Raw genomic sequence first — 15,626 nt, forward strand, 5'->3', positions numbered from 1 at the left:
ACGAACGTGAGCGGCCTTTCACCGTGCTTTCCGAACCTGCAAGGTCCGGGGCCGGGCAGCGACGGCATCAATCCAGTCGCGCAGGTGGGCGTGGACATGTCGACGGTTCACCTCATTGAGGATCTCGTGGCGCGCCCCGGGGTAGAGAACGAGGTCCACCTCACGCGAGCCCGAGTCGCGCAACTGACGCGCGACCTGGCGCACTCCCCTGCCGGAGTCCCCCACCGGGTCCTTGGCGCCCGACATCAGCAAAATGGGCAGTGCCGGTGGAGTCGCTCGGAAGATCTCGGTGGAGTTGGCGAGTTCGATGAGTCGGACGAGTTCGCGGTAGAAGGCTGCGGTGCAGACGAAACCGCACAGCGGGTCGTCGTTGTAGGCGTCCACGACGTGAGCGTCTCGGGACAACCAGTCATAGTCGGTGCGGGCCGGCAGGAAGGCTCGGTTGAAGGACCCAAAGGACAGCGTGTTGAGCAGCGGGCTGCGGGAGTCCTCCCCCACCATGAGCACCTGGGCCTGGGCCAGCCCGGTGGCGACAGTGCTCAACGGCCCCAGGGAGGAGCCGGTGCCGATGATGACCAGGCCGGCCATCTCGCGTCCCCGACGAACGGCCAGGACACGGGCAAGGAACGACCCCATCGAGTGTCCGACGAGGAACCACGGCTTCCCCTCCAGCTTGGCCATGAAGTGGTCAGCGACGGCGGACAGGTCGTCGAGCAGCTGGTGGTAGCCACGATCAGACGTGGTTCCGAGTTCTCCTATGGCAGCAGCACGCGGCCCGTGGCCACGGTGGTCGTTCGCCACGACGAGCCAGCCGTCGGCTGCAAGTACCCGGGCGACCTCGTCATAGCGAGCCGCGTACTCGGCCATACCGTGGCAGAACTGCACCAAGCCCTTGATGGGGCGCCCCGACGCAGCCTCGGGACGCCAGACAAGGACGTCGACGTCGGCTCCGTCATCAGCGGTGATGGTGATGGTGTCCATAGTTCCTCCCAGACAGCTCACCCCGGACAAAACCGTTTCAACCATACCGACGTCTTCATCGCGGCTATCACACAGCCTGGCCGCGAGAGAACGTACCGGAGCGCTCACCCGTCGCCCGGACGAGTCTGACACTGCATTGTGCCTTGCCGTAGAGGCGATCAACCCGCCAAGCATCCGCGATGGTCGCACCCCGGCAGGGGCGACCTCGCCAGGGACTGTCTCATGATATGAATGGCCCGGAATGACTTCAGCTTGAGAGTGCTCTCACATTCGAAAGGCACCGCTATTAGTACCGAAGTTGCCCGCAAGGCCGCCGGACGCCTTCACTGGCCGACGCGCATACGTTTCGGACTTACCCTCTCTGACGCGCTGGCGATAGCCGTAGCGCTCATCACAACGATATATATCCGTTGGCCAAGCCCAGACAGCCAGACGATTGCCGGCACCCGGCACATCACCTATTCGGCATTGGCAGTGGTCTTCGGCCTGGTGTGGCTCCTCATTCTTTCAACCAACGACAGCCATCGAATCCGGCTGTTGAGTTCGGGATTACAGGAGTATCAGCTCGTGGCGCGGGGGACTCTGTGGGCCTTCGGTTCTCTGGCAATTTTCAGTTATCTGTTCAAGCTGTCGGTCTCCCGATCCTTGTTCCTCGTCCAGGACCCCGGAAGAGTCGTGCTTTCTTTCTGTGGTGGTGGTGTGGTCAGAGTGTGAGGAGGAGTGTGCAGGTGGCGGGTGGGTCCCAGGCGGCGTGCCGGGTGGCTCTCGCGATGTTCGTGGCCCCGGCTAGGTGGTGGATACTGATGGCCAGATTCCTGATCGTGGCCATCACGTGGGGGCCGATGCGGTGCGGATCTGGCTACGATCCTCGTCGAGCGTGACGTCTCGGACCCAGTGGAGCCGGTTCTCTACACCCCAGTGGCCGCGGGTCCAGGCCGCGATCCGGGCCGCAGAGCCTTCAGGTAGCGTGACCGAGGTGATGAGGTAGACGATCTCGGTGGTCCTCTTCCCGGCCCGGGTGGCCACCCAGCGCCGGTGGACGATCTGCGCGGCGCCGGGGAATCCCAGGCCGGTGGGGGCCTGGAGGACTTTCAGGGTGCGCCGGGTGAGGCGGCCATGGGCCTTCTCCACGTCGACGTGGCCGGCGGGGACCTTCTTCTACGGCTGGCCGGCCAGGTTCTTGTGCAGGGTGGACTGGTTGGATTTGACGGTGAACACGTAGTCGACACCGGCGGCGAGGATCGCGGTAGCACTGGCGGTCTGAGTGTGGAGGGCGTCGGCGGTGATGACTGCACCGGCCGCGCGCTCGCCCAGCGCCTTGATCACGGCGGGCAGCGCCGGTATCTCGGTGGACTTGGCCTCGACCTCCGGTGGGGCCATCACCGTCCCCGACATGTGGTCGAGGCCGGCGACCAGGTGGCGGGCCCGCTCGGTGGCCGAGCGGGAGCCCGGTAGCGTTTTCCCGTCTACGGCGATCACGTGGCGCGCCGGCGAGGGTGGTGCGGGTCCAGGCGTACAGACACAGGTGCCCGTCCAGGGCGGCGGTGATGCGGGCGACGAGTTTCCGCAGGGTGGATTCGCCGGGGGCCGATCTCAGCGCGAATTCGTTCAGGTTCTTGTCGGTGAGTCTGGCTGCCCACTCGCCGGTGGCGGTGAAGCCCCGGCAGCCGGCCATCGCCGCCGAGACAGCGACCAGAAGCACCCCCGGCACGGGGTAACGCTTGCCTCGGGCCTGGCGGGGGTCGGGGACCCTGGACAGATGATCGGCCAGTCGGGCATCAGGTAGGGGCGTGTCAGGAATGGTCCTGGGCGGCGCGGTGGGGGAAGATGGCATCGCAGGCGGGGTCCTCGGGATCGGTAGATTGCATGGCTACTTCCATCCCATCCGGGACGGCCTCGCCCACCCATCTAACACGCTGGACCCGACTCAACCCCTAGCCACAGCACACTCCTACCGACTTTTCCGGGACCCTGCCACCACCATAGCCAGAAATATCGCTAATTCCGTCATCTCCGAATCATCCAAGCAGGTGAAAAGCCTCGAGGGAAAGAACTCTCCAGTACAGGTGGTCATGATGACCCCTGCTGATCTTTCCCAGGCGAAGAAGGCACCCTCGCCAGCGAAGTACATTATCGCGGGCCTCTTGGCAGGAATCATCCTGGGCTACGCCATAGCTCTCATCCGACACCTCGCTGATCGCCGCATTCACACCACAGACGACATTACTGACCGTATCGAAAAACCCATTTTCGCTACTATCCCCACGTCGTCGACCATCGAAACCCTTTCGACTGACTTGACCGATGATTTCAAGGCTGCTGAGGCCATCCGGAAGCTTCGCACGAATCTTCGCTATGCCCTGATTGACAGCACATCGAAAGTCATTCTTGTTACGTCGTCAGTAATGGGTGAGGGAAAGTCATCAGTGGCGGGGAATCTAGCCAAGGTGATGGCCCTCGCAGGAGACGACGTCATCCTCATCGATGCTGATCTACGACGGCCCAAGGTGCAGAAAAACTTCGATCTTGACGACGGTCTGGGGCTTCCAGAAGTCCTCATCGGAGCGGCGCCTCTGGACCAGGCACTGCGAACTACACCGACAACTGATCTGAGTGTTTTGCCCTGTACTGACACTCCTCCGAACCCCTCCGAACTGCTGGGTTCGGAGCACATGTCCGAACTGCTGTCGTTCTTGGCACAAGACCACGTCGTCATCGTGGATGCCCCGCCAGTGCTGCCCGTCACTGACTCCGTGATTCTCTCCCAGTTGGCAGACACCGTCATCGTTGTGGCCCAGGTCGGACACACGACCGTCGACCAGGTTGAAAGCGCAGTTTCCTCCATCGAGAACGCAGGAGGCATGGTCTCGGGCATCGTCCTGAACCGTGCCGACTCCTCAAAACTGTCACATCTGCGATACGGCGAATCGGCGTACGGCTACGGATACACGAAATACGACAGCGACTACTCGTCATCACCCGCCACAGCTTCACAGCCGACACCCCAGAAACAGGAGACGTCAGGGAGTAAGAGCATTCCTCGACGGGCAACCTCCAAACACCACAACGCACACGTCTAAGATGATGGTGGTCCATGTGCGACGGCCAGCATTCACGCCGTCGCACACAGCTACCTGGGAGTGCCCGTGAAAATCGCCGTCGCAGGACTGGGCTATGTCGGCATGGCCAATGCAGTGTTGCTCGCCCAGCACAACCGTGTCGTTGCAGTCGACATCGACGCCGAACGCGTCTCGATGGTCAACAACGGACAGACGACGATCGTCGATCCCCTGATCGCGGAGTACCTGGCTCACCACGACTTGGACCTGCGTGCCACCACTGATCCGCAGGACGCGTACCGGGGTGCGGACTTCGTCATCATCGCCACCCCGACGAACTATGACCCTGACCAGAATTATTTCGACACCTCGAGCGTCGACGGAGTCCTCGACCTGGTACAGGAACTCGCCCCCGAGGCGACGATCGTCATCAAGTCGACAATTCCGGTGGGATTCGTCGAGGGGGTTCGCAAGGAGCGCCCCGGACTCGACGTCATCTTCTCCCCTGAGTTCCTCCGCGAGGGCAAGGCTCTCTACGACAACGTCCATCCGTCACGGATCGTCGTCGGGTCGGACTCGGCCAAGGCCCACCTCTTCGCCGACCTCATGACTGCCGGGGCCGTCGACACCGACATCCCCGTACTCTTCGTCGGGGCCACCGAGGCAGAGGCCATCAAGCTGTTCGCCAACACCTACCTGGCGATGCGGGTCTCCTTCTTCAACGAGCTCGACACCTACGCCTCCCAGCGTGGGCTGTCCACCCGTCAGGTCATCGACGGGGTGTGCCTGGATCCGCGCATCGGCAACCACTACAACAACCCGTCCTTCGGTTACGGCGGTTACTGTCTGCCCAAGGACACCCGTCAGCTACTGGCCAACTACCAGGATGTCCCCCAGACCCTCATCCAAGCCATCGTCGACTCCAACACGGTGCGCAAGGACTTCATCGCCTCCGACATCATCGCCAGGAATCCGAAGCGGGTGGGTATCTTCCGGCTGGTTATGAAGGCCGGCTCGGACAACTTCCGCTCCTCCTCGATCCAAGGGGTCATGAAGCGCATCAAGGCCAAAGGCATCGAGGTCGTCGTCTACGAGCCAACCTTCGAGGGGGATGAGTTCTTCCGCTCGAAGGTCACCAGAGACCTTGACTCCTTCAAGGCTGACTGCGACGTCATCATCGCCAATCGGATGTCCCCCGAGCTGGCTGACGTCGCCGAGAAGGTCTACACCCGAGACCTCTTCGGCGGCGACTGAGTCTCAGGTCGGGCTGGACCAGATGACCTGACCGGCCTCGCGGATGAGGGCCGAGCATCCGTCGCGCACGTCGAGCTCGACGATGAGGGGCTCCACCCCGGGGACACCACTGCGGTAGACGTAGCGCTCGTTGGTCAGGTCGAGGGACTCGGTACGGGCGTCGACGAGCCAGGGGTGACGTCGCCGTAGACCGAGCAGATCCTGGTGAGTACGCAGAGTTTCGGCGCCCAGGTTGGACAGCTCCGCCGGGCTGGCCGGGAACACCGGACGGATGTCGTCGTCGCCCCCGAACCTCTCCTCCTTGATCCCGCGATATGCCAACTCATCCCCGTAGTAGATGAGCGGGACGCCGCCAATGGTGGCCAGCACCGCGGTCGCGACCATCGCACCATCCTGCCCCACCTTCGAGGCGATGCGGGTGACGTCGTGGTTGCCGACGAAGGTCATCGGGGTGAAGGCATCGGAGAACTCGTTGTGACGCCCCAAAGCGTGATCGAGCTCGAAGAAATTACGGGATTCGATGGACGACCAGATTGCCTTCCACAGTTCGTACTGGGTCACCGAGTCCATACCGGAGGCCTTGACGATTCCTGCATAATCGCCGTGGATGACCTCGCCGAAGACCCACACGTCGGGGTGCTCCGCACGCACCGAAGGCAGGACCGCAGCCCAGAACTCCGGATTGACGGAGTAGGCGGCGTCGAGTCGCCAACCGTCGACACCGCGGTCGGACCAGTGGTTCATGACCCGGGTGACGAGGTCACGAACGGCGGGGTCGTCATGGTTGAGGGAGACGAGGTCACCGTGGCCCTCGAAGACGTCGAGCTGACCGTCACGCCAGCGGACCATCCGTCCGGCATCGGTCTCCGGCCCGGCCGCCAGGGCATCCTGCACGACCTGGTTACGACTCGAGACGTGGTTGAACACCCCGTCAAGCAGTACCGAAAGGCCACGGGAGTGAGCGGCATGGACAAGGTGGTCGAAGTCGGTGTCGTCGCCGAGGCGAGGATCGACGGCGAAGTAGTCCAAGGTATCGTAACCATGGCTGGCCGAGGCGAAGATCGGCCCCAGTGCCAGGCCTGAGCACCCGAGGGAAACCGCGTGATCAAGCCAGGCCTCCAGATGTCCGAGGCGATGGCTGACCTCGCCGGATTCGAGCCGCTTGGGAGCTCCCACGAATCCCAGGGGATAGACGTGCCAACCGATGAGATGATCAACCCATCCCGGACGTCGAACCATGATGCCTCCTTTCACCGTCGCCACAGCCGTTCCGCTGCAACCCTTCCATCATGTCAGTCGTGGTCGAGGTTTGCGGTGGAAAGGTCCGCGGTAGAAAGGTCCGCACGAGGCGCCTTGGTGACGAGTTTGTGACCGAGCCACAGTGCCAGGAAGACCGGAATGGTGATGTACGCGACGACCATGCCGGTAACGTCACCGCTGAGAACGGCGTCACGGCCCTGCCCCAGGGTGACGATGACGCACAGGACGCCGGCCACGATTGGCCCGGCCGGGTACCAGCGCGCCCGATATGGCAATTCGGACAAATCATGCCCCTGTGTCAGGAAGGCGCGCCTGAACTGGATGTGACATATCGCAATGCCGATCCAGGCGATGAACCCACACAGTCCGGAGATGTTGACCAACCAGGTGTAGGCCTGGCCAGAACCGACCAAGGACGCGGCGAAGCAGGCTGCACCGACGAGGGTGGTGACGATGAGTGCCGGCACCGGGACACCGCGTCGGTTGGTGGTGCCGAGGATGCTGGGGGCCTTGCCCTCCCGCGCGAGGGCGTAGAGCATCCGGGTGGACGCGTAGAGACCTGAGTTGCCGGCTGAGAGCACCGAGGTGAGGATGACGGCATTCATGACGGCTGCGGCCGCGGCCACTCCGGCTCGCCTCAGGACCAGGGTGAAGGGACTGACGGCGACGTCGGTCACCTCGCCAGCAAGCAGGTTCGGGTCCGTGTAGGGCAACAACAGCCCGATGACCGCGATGGCGCCGATGTAGAAGATCATGATCCGCCAGAAGATCTGCTTGGTGGCCTTGGGAATGGCCGTGTCAGGATCCTTCGACTCCCCCGCCGCGATGCCGATGAGCTCGGTGCCCTGGAATGAGAATCCGGCGATGAGGAAGACCGTCATGATGCCGCCGAAGCCTTTGACGAAGGGAGCATCGCCGTGATGCCAGTTGGAGACCCCCGGGGAGCTGCCCATGATGCCAGCGATCATGAGGATGCCGAGGACCAGGAAGACGAGGACGGCAGCCACCTTGATGATGGCGAACCAGAACTCTCCCTCGCCATAGGCCCGCGCGGACAACACGTTCAGCAAGAACAGTAGGGCCAGGAATCCGGCTGACCATATCCATGACGGCACACTTGGCCACCAGTAGGCCATGACGATCGAGGCGGCAGCGAGCTCAGCGGCCACCGTGATGGCCCAGTTGAACCAATAATTCCAGCCCAGCGCGAAGCCGAAGGACGGGGAGACGAATCTGGTCGCGTAGGTTTCGAAGGCCCCCGGTACCGGGAGATAGGAGCTCATCTCCCCCAGGGACTGCATGAGCAGGAAGACCATGAGTCCCATGGCCAGGTAGGCCACCAGGGCTCCGCCTGGTCCGGCCTGGGAGATGGTGGCGCCGGATGCCACGAAGAGGCCGGTCCCGATGGCACCGCCGATCGCGATCATGTTCATGTGGCGCGAGGAGAGCCCGCGCTTCAATTCGCCGTCCATGGTGGTCCTCAGATAGGAGCGCCCCGCCCTTCTGGACGCGGTTCTGGTCACTCTACCGTCCCAGGACACCCCTCGCCCATACCCCGTATGTCAACCAGGGCAGAAGGCAGGGGCGCCCCGGCATGTCGTCGGAACGCCCCTGGAATGCGCTGTGAATCAGGCCTTCTTGACGGCCTCGAGAGCAGCGTCGTAGTCGGGCTCGGTGGTGATCTCGTCGACCAACTGGGTGTAGGTCACCTTGCCCTCGGCGTCCACGACGATGACGGCGCGAGCCAGCAGGTGCTGCATCGGGCCGTCGGCGAGGGTGACGCCGAGATCCTTGCCGAAGTGGGAGCGGAAGGCCGAGGCGACGACGACGTTCTCGATGCCCTCGGCGCCGCAGAAGCGGGCCTGAGCGAAGGGAAGGTCACGGGAAACGCACAGTACGGTGGTGTCGTCGAGTCCGGCAGCCTTCTCGTTGAAGGTGCGCACGCTCTTCGCGCAGACACCGGTGTCGAGGCTCGGGAAGATGTTGAGGACGAGCTTCTCACCCTTGAGCTCGTCGCTGGTCAGCTCCGACAGATCGGTCTTGACGAGGGTGAATGACGGAAGATCGGATCCAACCTGGGGCAGGTCGGCGACGGTGTTGACGGTTTGTCCCTTGAAAGCAGTAGTGGCCATATTCACACTTTATGCGGATACAGCCTCCAACCACGAGGATCTGGTCGGCTTTCAGTCGCGAGTGAACAGCTTCGAAGCCGCGTCCAGGGCACGCACCTCGTCATGGGACAAGGTCAGATCGGTGGCGGCGAGCAGCGGACCGAGCTGATCCACGGTGCGCGCCGAGGCGATCGGTGCAGTGACACCCTTGGCCATCAGCCACGCCAGCGAGACCGACGTCACCTCGACACCGTGGTCATCGGCGATCTCCCTCAGCTGGTCGAGAACCGTGAAGGCCGCCTTTTCGTGCTCGTCGTCAGGCAGGTACGCCGCCATCATCGATTCCCTGGCAACACCATGGAGGTCGTCACGGGTGGCGTACTTGCCGGTCAGGAAGCCCGATGCCAGCGAGAAGTACGGGAAGAGGGCCAGGTTGTACTCACTGGCCAGCTGGCCGTACCCCTGGGGATCCTCGACGTCGGCGCGGTGCAGCAGGTTGTACTGAGGCTGCAGGGCGATCGGACTCGCCAGCCCCTCGTGCTCGGCCACCTCGAGCCACTTCTGCTCCCGGGTCGCCGAGAAGTTCGACAGACCGACCCAACGCACCTTGCCTGCCTTGACGAGCTTGTCGAAAGCTACGGCCATGTCCTCGATCTGCTGGTTGTCGTCGTAATGGGCGTAGTAGAGATCGATGTGGTCGGTGTGGAGCCGTGCCAGGGAGGCATCGACAGCAGCCGAGATGTTCTCAGCGGACAGCCCCCTGAACTCGGGGTGGGTGGCCACCTTCGTCGCGATGAGGATGTCGTCGCGACGGCCGCCCTTCTCGAGCCATGATCCGATGATCGTCTCCGATTCACCGCCCACATTCCCCTCGGCCCAGTGGGAATAGCCGTCAGCGGTGTCGACCAGCGATCCCCCGGCGCCGAGGAAGGCGTCCAGGATGGCGTGGGAGTCGTGCTCGTCGGCAGTCCAGCCGAAGGTATTGGCTCCCAACACCAGCGGCCTGATGTCCAGATCGGTGCCAGGGATGCGCGTCATGAGGCCTCCTCGTCGGCCCCGGGATCAGGAACGGTCGACCAGATCGATGTCGACCATGATCTCGGTGGCAATGGATTCCAGTTCCGAGCGTAGATCCTCAAGGGTCGTCGCGTTCGTGATCCGGCACTGCACCTCGGCCTCGAAGAGGATGCCGTCACCCATCGGAGCCTCGCGTAGGCCGGTGGACAAGTCGTCGATGGTGACACCGAGACGGGCCATGGTGACCGTCACCCTGTGGATGATGCCGGGATGGTCGTGGCCAACGAGGTGGACCACGAGGACGGCCTCGTCCTCGTCATCCTGTGCGGTCGTGTCGGTGACGGTGACCCGCAGCCCCTTGGCCTCGAGGGTTCCGAGATCGTCCTTGAGAGCCTCGACCTTGAAGTCCTCGATGCCGACGAGGACGATTCCGGCGAAGGCACCGGCAAGCCGTGCCATGCGACTGTCAAGCCAGTTCGCGCCGTGACTGGCAATGATTCCGGACAAGTCGGAGACGAGTCCGGCGCGATCCGCGCCGACCGCGGTGAGCAAGAGCTGAGACATGGCACGAGTCTACGTGACCCGGGTCACCACCGTGCCCGGGTGGTCGCGGTGGGGCCATCAAATTCCGTGAACCCGGCATCGACGACCCTCACTCGAGCGATGTCGGCATCCCAGTGCGCGACGGTCGGGGTGACGACGCGAACACGGAAGCCGTCTCGACGCCAGTTCTCCAGCGCTCGTCGGTCATCGTCAGTGCCGGTGCTCATGGCCTCGTGGGCGAGCTGGGCGGCATGGCCGCATTGGGCGCAGGCCTTGCCGGTCGTCATGTTGGTGCGGGGATTGATCTCGATGGTGACGACGGAATCCGAGGTGGCGGACTGGCCGTCTGCGGGCAGATTCGTGCCGGCGACCTGCAGCTTGTCGATCTGTTTGGGCTGCGGATGGACAGGGGCCGGAACGAAGGCCCGAACCATTGCCGGCCCGGTTCCGGGAGCGGCATCGGCCGGTGGATACTGACTGACGGTGACGCCGTCGAGGGCCTGGGCGTCGTCCCATCTCTTCCCGGAAGCTCGCCGGACGATCTTACGGATGCGCTTGTCGGACCATTGCTGGACGGCGTCGTGCCACGGGCCGCCTGGTGCCGTCCGAGGGTCGTCAAGGAGAGAGACGACGGCGCGGGCAGCCGCCTCGCAGGCATCCACTTCGCGCGCCGGAAAACGTTTGTCACGAAGCAATACCAGCTGCATAGCCCAAGGGTCAGGTTCGCGGTCGGGTGTGGTCACTCGGGGCAGGCTACCCGCCTGCCCCGACGAGACGCGAGGATGGTTCGCTGCGACCGCCGCGCATCTGCAAGACTCGACGACGTGCGGAGCATTATCTGGGACATGGGCGGAACGCTGGTTGACACCTACCCGGAGGTCGATCAGACCCTCGCAGAGGCCGTGTGGCCTGAACCGACCGAGCAGCAGCTCTACGAAGTCGCGCATCTGAGGTCGGAGTCGATAGCTCACGCCATCGAGGTCTTGGCGAAACAATATGACGTCTCTTCCGGACTGCTCGACGACGCCTACACCTTGTTGAAGAAGAAGTGGGCGCACGATCCCGCTCCGCTGATGGCTGGAGCAGCGGAGGTCATGGCGGCCGTGCGGCGCGGTGGTGGCCTCAACCTCGTCGCCACCCATCGTGATCGCGCCAGCGCCGAGAACCTCTTCCACGCCCTGGGAGTACAGGTGGACGACCTCGTGTGCGCCCCTGATGGTTTCGCTCGCAAACCTGACCCCCAGATGAATCTGGTACTCATGGAGCGTCATGGGCTGGATCCGTCCGAGGTCATCGCAGTAGGCGACCGTCCCATCGACATCGACGCCGCGCGAGCCGCAGGAATTGAAGGGCTCCTGCTGTCCGATACACCCCGTGCAAACACCATCACCAAACTGACAGAGTTGCTCAACTGGCTGTAGAAGTGCCCCAGCGAGAGGAATCTGGCTCAGCCGCGAGCAGCCCTTCAGCAGGGAGCCCCGTCTCCGCCATCTGACGGAACGCTCTGGCGAGATCCGGGCCCCACGCACCCGACTTGCACAGAATGAGGACGGTGTCGTCACCGGCAACCGTGCCGAGAATGGCAGAACTACCCGATGTGTCGATGGCAGAACCCAAGTACTGAGCCGCCCCGGGCGGCGTCTTGACGACTACTGCACCGTCGTTGCAGCTCACCTCGGTACACAACGTATGGCATATTTTGGCGAGATGATTCCATGCCGGCAGTCCCGTCGTCACGTCGGACGGATGCTCACCCTCGGGAATGCTGTACTGGAAATTCCCCAGATGATCTCGGCCCCGTACCGCACCCGCATCCTTCAGATCGCGGGACAGCGTGCCCTGGCTGACAACAATTCCCTCACCGGCCAGTCTGCGCGCCAACTCGGCCTGGGACGAGATTTGCTCAGACCGGATCAAAGCTCTGATGCGAGACAGTCGTGCCGTCCGGGACGCGGGAACCGCTGTGTTATCACCACTGGTCAACAATACCGCCTCCTTACACACATCGCCGGCCCAATGCTCATCTCGTCCCATGCCAAACCCCGCCAGAAAACCGTAACCACGTCAACGGCTTTAATCCCAGTATGCCACCATGCTGGCGGGCCCATCGGGGAAGAACTCAGCGAACGATCGCCGTGCCGCAGGTGCCGTCAACAAGACCGCGAATGTCCTCAAGGGAACCAATGACGGCACGTTTCCCGGTCGCCAGGGCGAAGTTGCATGCTGCCCGAACCTTCGGACCCATGGACCCTGCCGCGAACTCCGCGTTAAGGGCATCCTCGGCGCGCATCTCCTTAATGAACGCCTGGCCAGGAGTGCCCCAGCCCTGGTAGACACCATCAACGTCCGTGGCGATGACCAGAAGATCAGCCCCAGCCCGCACCGCCAACTCAGCCGACGCCAAGTCCTTGTCGATAACAGCCTCAACACCATGAAGGCTGCCCTCGTCGTCGAACACGCACGGGACGCCACCGCCACCAGCACACACGACGAGGACACCGGAGTCGACCAGTTGACGGATGGCCTTCTGCTCGACGATGTTGCGAGGCTGCGGCGAAGCCACCACCCGGCGGTAGTACTCACCGTCAGCGGCGATGGACCACCCCTTCTCGACAGCCAACCTCTCTGCGGTCTTCTTGTCGTAGACCGGGCCGATCGGCTTGGTAGGATTGTCGAAGGCAGGATCATCAGCGTCAACGACCGTCATCGTGATCATGGTGACGATCTGCTGCTCCTTGGGCATGACATTACCCAGCTCCTGCTCGATCATGTAGCCGATCATGGCCTGGGACTCAGCCCCCAACACATCCAGCGGATAGATGCCGACTTCCTCGTACGCCGTCGACTGCAAGGCCAGCAGACCCACCTGCGGACCATTACCGTGGGCCACAACAACTTGATGGTCAACGGCGACCTCCTTGATCCGCTCAGCCGCGATCCTCACATTGGCACGCTGATTCCCCGCCGTCATCGGTTGACCGCGTCGCAGCAGAGCGTTGCCGCCCAATGCAACCAAAACTCTCATTGATCTTCCCTCCAGTCACTACCGTCAGGCCAAGGACGCGACCATGACCGCCTTGATGGTGTGCATACGATTCTCAGCCTGATCAAAAGCAATGCACGCCGGGGACTCGAACACCGACTCGGTGACCTCAATACCATTAGCCAACTGCGGGTAGGTCTCGGCGATTTCGGCGCCCACCGTCGTCTCACTGTTATGGAAGGCGGGCAGGCAGTGCATGACCTTGACGCGCGGGTTGTTGGCAGCCGCGACGAGGTCATCGTTGATCTGGAACGGCATGAGGGTGTCGATCCGCTCTCCCCAACTGTCCACCGGCTCGCCCATCGACACCCACACATCCGTGTGAATGAAGTCGACGTCGCGGACGGCTTCCTCAGCAGATGCCGTGACGAGCACCTTGCCGCCAGACTCTTCAGCCCACTTCCGGCACTGCTCGACGAGTTCGGCCTCGGGCTGCAGGCCCTCCGGAGCCCCAATCCTGACGTCCATGCCGAGCTTGGCACCCAGCAACAGCAGGGAACGGCCCATGTTGTTGCGGCCGTCGCCGACGTAGGCGAACGTGATCTGATGGAAGGGCTTGTGAGCGTGCTCCAGCATCGTCAAGGCATCGGCGAGCATCTGAGTAGGGTGGAACTCGTCGGTCAGGCCATTGAAAACCGGGACGCCAGCATACTCGGCCAACTCCTCCACAACCGACTGGTGGAATCCGCGGTACTCGATGCCGTCATACATGCGCCCCAACACTCGAGCAGTGTCCTTCATGGACTCCTTGTGACCGATGTGGGATCCGCTAGGGCCGAGATACGTCACATGCGCACCCTGATCATGGGCCGCCACCTCAAACGCACACCGAGTCCGCGTCGACGCCTTCTCAAAGATCAAAGCAATGTTCCTCCCCTCAAGCATAGGCCGCTCGACCCCGGAATACTTGGCCTCCTTAAGCCGCGCAGCAAGCCGGACAAGGAATTCAATCTCCTCGGTACTGTGATGCGCCAGCGACAACAAATGACGACTCTTCAAATTGAAAGCCATAATGTGATTCTCCTTTCATGGTGCGTCCCGTTGGACGCGTCTCTTGCGTTCTCGTCCGAAAACAGTTCAGTAATCCACCGGATCACGAGTGATCGGGCAGGTCATGCAGTGGCCGCCGCCACGTCCGCGCCCCAGTTCGGCAGCCTGGATCTCGATGACCTCCACACCGGCCTTGGAGAGGCGCGCGTTAGTCTCGGTGTTGCGGTCGTAGCCGATGACGACGCCAGGCTCGAGGGCCACCACGTTGTTGCCGTCGTCCCACTGCTCACGTTGGGCCTCCCAGCAGTCACCACCTGTCTCGACGGTACGCAAACCATCCAGACCGAGGCAGTCGGCAACGACAGCAGTGAAGTGACGGTCGTCGACGCGCACCGAGAAACACGCTTCCTGAGCACTCGGCTCCAGCACCAATGAGGTGATCGTATCGACGACTGGCTTGTAGAGGGTCACCAGATCGGTGTCACAGAAACTGAACACCGTATCGAGGTGCATGGAGGCACGATCCGGGGCCATGGCTGCAACGACAACCTTGCGTGCGGCGTGATGGGCGAACAGAGAACGAGCCACCTGGGTGATCGCCTGCCAGGAGGACCTCTCACCCATTCCGATGAGGACGGTGCCATTGCCGATAGGCATTATGTCCCCGCCCTCGAGGGTGGACATACCGTGATCGCCCTCGGCACAGCCGTACCAGACCTCGAAGTCGCGGGTGGTGAAGGCGGGGTGATGGTTGTAGATGGCGCTGGCCAGGACGGTCTCGTGTTGACGCGCCGGCCAACGCATCGGGTTGAGTGTAACGCCACCGAAGATCCATGCCGTGGTGTCACGAGTGAACTGGGTGTTGGGCAACGGCGGGATCAGAAACTGGTTCTCGTCATGGGCCTTGATGAGCGCCCCCAGGACATGCGTGCGCCTTTCGGCGGGAACTTCCCCGTACACGACTCCGCCGATGAGATGTTCAGCCAAGAGGTCGGAGGGCATGTCATCGAACCAGTCACGAACGTCCCTGTCGACGCCCATCCCCACGGCATTGGGGGACAGCTTGCGATCAAGCACCCACGAGCGCCCCTCAGGGATGTCGAGCACCTCGGACAACAGGGTGTGCATCTCGTGAACGACGACGCCACGCTCCTGCATCTTGGCGACGAAGTTCTGATGATCTTCTTGGGCCTTCTCAACCCACAGGACGTCATCAAAGAGCAGCTCACGACAATTGCTCGGAGTGAGTCGACGATGAGCAAGCCGAGGCTCGCACACCATGACCTCACGAAGCTTACCAACCTCGGACCACGCACCAATTGGAGTCGTCATTGATCAACCTTTCACGACGGAGGACCACGTCCTCCC

15 protein-coding genes and 2 pseudogenes are annotated in these 15,626 nt (G+C 62.8%); 4 read left to right on the forward strand and 13 right to left on the reverse strand.

Annotated elements, in window-relative coordinates:
* Positions 1-18: 18 nt before the first annotated feature.
* Complete coding sequence (locus PALO_RS07770) at positions 19-981, reverse strand: alpha/beta fold hydrolase (RefSeq protein WP_015583103.1); 963 nt, start codon at positions 979-981, stop codon at positions 19-21.
* Between the two features lie 231 nt (positions 982-1,212).
* Between PALO_RS07770 and PALO_RS07775 the strand changes: the two genes are divergently transcribed.
* The gene (locus PALO_RS07775) at positions 1,213-1,695 is read left to right on the forward strand and encodes a hypothetical protein (protein WP_015583104.1); all 483 of its coding nucleotides are present in this window, start codon (positions 1,213-1,215) and stop codon (positions 1,693-1,695) included.
* A gap of 114 nt (positions 1,696-1,809) precedes the next feature.
* Here the strand turns inward: PALO_RS07775 and PALO_RS12900 are convergent.
* A pseudogene (locus PALO_RS12900) lies at positions 1,810-2,460 on the reverse strand (ISAs1 family transposase).
* Between the two features lie 73 nt (positions 2,461-2,533).
* Positions 2,534-2,815: pseudogene (locus PALO_RS12905) on the reverse strand (transposase family protein); the annotation flags it as partial.
* Here PALO_RS12905 and PALO_RS07790 point away from each other — a divergent pair.
* Together PALO_RS07790 and PALO_RS07795 are read left to right on the forward strand one after the other, a co-directional pair.
* Positions 2,781-4,061 carry a tyrosine-protein kinase domain-containing protein gene (locus PALO_RS07790; protein ID WP_015583107.1) on the forward strand — a complete coding sequence of 427 codons (1,281 nt, stop codon included), beginning with the start codon at positions 2,781-2,783 and terminating at the stop codon, positions 4,059-4,061. The pseudogene PALO_RS12905 and the gene PALO_RS07790 sit on opposite strands and share 35 nt — an antisense overlap.
* A 66-nt stretch (positions 4,062-4,127) precedes the next feature.
* A complete protein-coding gene (locus PALO_RS07795; RefSeq protein WP_015583108.1) occupies positions 4,128-5,294 on the forward strand; it encodes a nucleotide sugar dehydrogenase in 1,167 nt (388 codons plus the stop codon).
* A gap of 3 nt (positions 5,295-5,297) precedes the next feature.
* On the opposite strand, the gene PALO_RS07800 is transcribed toward PALO_RS07795, so the two are convergent.
* From PALO_RS07800 to PALO_RS07825, 6 genes are all read right to left on the reverse strand, one after another.
* Positions 5,298-6,533 (reverse strand): alpha-amylase family protein, encoded by a 1,236-nt coding sequence (locus tag PALO_RS07800; protein WP_015583109.1) that lies wholly within the window; start codon positions 6,531-6,533, stop codon positions 5,298-5,300.
* Between the two features lie 53 nt (positions 6,534-6,586).
* Entirely contained in the window at positions 6,587-8,026 is a 1,440-nt protein-coding gene (locus tag PALO_RS07805) for an amino acid permease (protein WP_015583110.1), read from the reverse strand.
* Positions 8,027-8,182: 156 nt separating this feature from the next.
* The gene (tpx, locus tag PALO_RS07810) at positions 8,183-8,686 is read right to left on the reverse strand and encodes a thiol peroxidase (protein ID WP_004811970.1); all 504 of its coding nucleotides are present in this window, start codon (positions 8,684-8,686) and stop codon (positions 8,183-8,185) included.
* A gap of 51 nt (positions 8,687-8,737) precedes the next feature.
* Positions 8,738-9,703 carry an aldo/keto reductase gene (locus PALO_RS07815; RefSeq protein ID WP_015583111.1) on the reverse strand — a complete coding sequence of 322 codons (966 nt, stop codon included), beginning with the start codon at positions 9,701-9,703 and terminating at the stop codon, positions 8,738-8,740.
* A 24-nt stretch (positions 9,704-9,727) separates the two neighbouring features.
* The gene (locus PALO_RS07820; RefSeq protein WP_004811972.1) at positions 9,728-10,246 is read right to left on the reverse strand and encodes a glycine cleavage system transcriptional repressor; all 519 of its coding nucleotides are present in this window, start codon (positions 10,244-10,246) and stop codon (positions 9,728-9,730) included.
* 23 nt (positions 10,247-10,269) lie between these two features.
* Positions 10,270-10,932: a peptidyl-tRNA hydrolase gene (locus PALO_RS07825; RefSeq protein WP_015583112.1), complete on the reverse strand. Its 663-nt coding sequence runs from the start codon at positions 10,930-10,932 to the stop codon at positions 10,270-10,272.
* 75 nt (positions 10,933-11,007) lie between these two features.
* Between PALO_RS07825 and PALO_RS07830 the strand changes: the two genes are divergently transcribed.
* A complete protein-coding gene (locus PALO_RS07830) occupies positions 11,008-11,646 on the forward strand; it encodes an HAD-IA family hydrolase (protein ID WP_023032463.1) in 639 nt (212 codons plus the stop codon).
* Here the strand turns inward: PALO_RS07830 and PALO_RS07835 are convergent.
* The 4 genes from PALO_RS07835 to PALO_RS07850 all read right to left on the reverse strand — a co-directional run bounded on the left by PALO_RS07835 (position 11,633) and on the right by PALO_RS07850 (position 15,590).
* Positions 11,633-12,229, reverse strand: coding sequence for an arginine repressor (locus PALO_RS07835; protein ID WP_373430835.1), 597 nt, complete (start codon positions 12,227-12,229; stop codon positions 11,633-11,635). The two genes, PALO_RS07830 and PALO_RS07835, sit on opposite strands and share 14 nt — an antisense overlap.
* A 115-nt stretch (positions 12,230-12,344) precedes the next feature.
* Entirely contained in the window at positions 12,345-13,250 is a 906-nt protein-coding gene (gene arcC / locus PALO_RS07840) for a carbamate kinase (protein WP_015583115.1), read from the reverse strand.
* 24 nt (positions 13,251-13,274) lie between these two features.
* Positions 13,275-14,279, reverse strand: a complete 1,005-nt coding sequence (locus tag PALO_RS07845) for an ornithine carbamoyltransferase (protein WP_015582000.1) — start codon at positions 14,277-14,279, stop codon at positions 13,275-13,277.
* A gap of 66 nt (positions 14,280-14,345) precedes the next feature.
* On the reverse strand, positions 14,346-15,590 hold the full coding sequence (locus PALO_RS07850; protein ID WP_015583116.1) for an arginine deiminase: 1,245 nt from the start codon (positions 15,588-15,590) through the stop codon (positions 14,346-14,348).
* Positions 15,591-15,626: the final 36 nt, after the last annotated feature.

Source organism: Cutibacterium avidum 44067 (assembly GCF_000367205.1).
Lineage (GTDB): Bacteria > Actinomycetota > Actinomycetes > Propionibacteriales > Propionibacteriaceae > Cutibacterium > Cutibacterium avidum.

Coding starts and splice junctions, on each gene's coding strand:
- PALO_RS07770 (WP_015583103.1), bottom strand. CDS start 981: ATGGACACCATCACCATCACCGCTGATGACGGAGCCGACGTCGACGTC.
- PALO_RS07775 (WP_015583104.1), top strand. CDS start 1,213: ATGGCCCGGAATGACTTCAGCTTGAGAGTGCTCTCACATTCGAAAGGC.
- PALO_RS07790 (WP_015583107.1), top strand. CDS start 2,781: ATGGTCCTGGGCGGCGCGGTGGGGGAAGATGGCATCGCAGGCGGGGTC.
- PALO_RS07800 (WP_015583109.1), bottom strand. CDS start 6,533: ATGGTTCGACGTCCGGGATGGGTTGATCATCTCATCGGTTGGCACGTC.
- PALO_RS07805 (WP_015583110.1), bottom strand. CDS start 8,026: ATGGACGGCGAATTGAAGCGCGGGCTCTCCTCGCGCCACATGAACATG.
- tpx (WP_004811970.1), bottom strand. CDS start 8,686: ATGGCCACTACTGCTTTCAAGGGACAAACCGTCAACACCGTCGCCGAC.
- PALO_RS07815 (WP_015583111.1), bottom strand. CDS start 9,703: ATGACGCGCATCCCTGGCACCGATCTGGACATCAGGCCGCTGGTGTTG.
- PALO_RS07820 (WP_004811972.1), bottom strand. CDS start 10,246: ATGTCTCAGCTCTTGCTCACCGCGGTCGGCGCGGATCGCGCCGGACTC.
- PALO_RS07825 (WP_015583112.1), bottom strand. CDS start 10,932: ATGCAGCTGGTATTGCTTCGTGACAAACGTTTTCCGGCGCGCGAAGTG.
- PALO_RS07830 (WP_023032463.1), top strand. CDS start 11,008: ATGGTTCGCTGCGACCGCCGCGCATCTGCAAGACTCGACGACGTGCGG.
- arcC (WP_015583115.1), bottom strand. CDS start 13,250: ATGAGAGTTTTGGTTGCATTGGGCGGCAACGCTCTGCTGCGACGCGGT.
- PALO_RS07845 (WP_015582000.1), bottom strand. CDS start 14,279: ATGGCTTTCAATTTGAAGAGTCGTCATTTGTTGTCGCTGGCGCATCAC.
- PALO_RS07850 (WP_015583116.1), bottom strand. CDS start 15,590: ATGACGACTCCAATTGGTGCGTGGTCCGAGGTTGGTAAGCTTCGTGAG.